This is a genomic window from Streptomyces noursei (assembly GCF_001646665.1).
Lineage (GTDB): Bacteria > Actinomycetota > Actinomycetes > Streptomycetales > Streptomycetaceae > Streptomyces > Streptomyces lavendulocolor.
Genome location: NZ_LWBU01000413.1, coordinates 1 through 980 on the forward strand (window position 1 = coordinate 1; position 980 = coordinate 980).

Consider the following 980-nt stretch of genomic DNA (forward strand, 5'->3'; position numbering starts at 1 on the left):
TCTACTTGCCGGGCTTGACCCGCACGATCTCCACGGCCGTGGCCCCTCCGCTTCGCGGCGCGCCTTGGCTCGTGGCGCTCGCACCGGGCCATTGCGGGCTCGCTGCCGGCCACCCCGTGCGGATGCGTCCGGACCGGTCCGGCTCGACGATGGGGTCCATGACCGGGCCGCCCGTGATCGTCTACCCGCCGTCGCCGACGGGTGGCCGGCGGGTGCTCGTCGAGGGTGAGGCTCTCGGCCGGGCGTACCGCTTGGCCGACGTCGTCGACTTCCTCCGTCATGCCGGGCTCGAGTTGGACGAGCACGAGGTAGCCGAGTCCGGGTTGATCGAGTGGATAGGCGGCGGCCCGCACGTGTGGGGCGATCTTGACCACTGAGCAGTGGCTACGCGATGGACTACCCCAGCGACGCTGTCCCCTGGGGCGTCGCGGTGTCCCTCGACGGGGTGTCCTCCTAGGACTGTCCGGCCTGTCGTGCCAGGCCCTCCGCACCTAAAAGGGCTGGTCACGGCTGGGTTAGCTGCGTTTCCCGGTGGCATAGGATGCCGGTCGTGGGCATAAGGACAGACATCGAAGGCTTGGTGCGGGAGGCCGAACGGCTGATCCGCGATCAGGTGTGGGTGCTGTCGTTTGACGACCGCATGGTCGCGGCGAAGGCCGCTGCCGATCTGCTCACCGCCGTGGGCAACCCCGAGTGCCAGCAGACCTTGCCCGAGGTCGACCGGCTGGAGCACCTGCGTGAGGCGCTCGCTGCTGTGGCCATCGCCCTCGCCCACGTCCACGGGCGCCTGGCCTGGTTCCTCGGCGCCGCTGCCACCGCCCTAACACCGGTCCTGCACTGGCGCGCCATGCCCGCAGAGGACGGTTCCACCTTCGGCGCCGTCCCGCCGTCCCGCCAGCAGTACACGGAAGCCGAAGAGGCGATCCGTCGGCTCCAGAGTCTCCTTGCCAGCATCGCCATCGCCTGACACCCTCCCGCTC

General features: G+C 70.1%; 2 protein-coding genes. Both read left to right on the plus strand.

Annotation, left to right across the window (positions count from 1 at the left end):
- The first annotated feature begins 158 nt into the window (after window positions 1-158).
- Window positions 159-377 carry a hypothetical protein gene (locus A4V12_RS34065; RefSeq protein ID WP_064073385.1) on the plus strand — a complete coding sequence of 73 codons (219 nt, stop codon included), beginning with the start codon at window positions 159-161 and terminating at the stop codon, window positions 375-377.
- Between the two features lie 164 nt (window positions 378-541).
- Window positions 542-967, plus strand: a complete 426-nt coding sequence (locus A4V12_RS34070) for a hypothetical protein (RefSeq protein WP_064073384.1) — start codon at window positions 542-544, stop codon at window positions 965-967.
- The last annotated feature ends 13 nt before the right edge of the window (window positions 968-980 follow it).

What these genes read in the sequence shown, in the direction of transcription:
- A4V12_RS34065 (WP_064073385.1), top strand. Translation starts at nt 159, where the DNA reads ATGACCGGGCCGCCCGTGATCGTCTACCCGCCGTCGCCGACGGGTGGC.
- A4V12_RS34070 (WP_064073384.1), top strand. Translation starts at nt 542, where the DNA reads ATGCCGGTCGTGGGCATAAGGACAGACATCGAAGGCTTGGTGCGGGAG.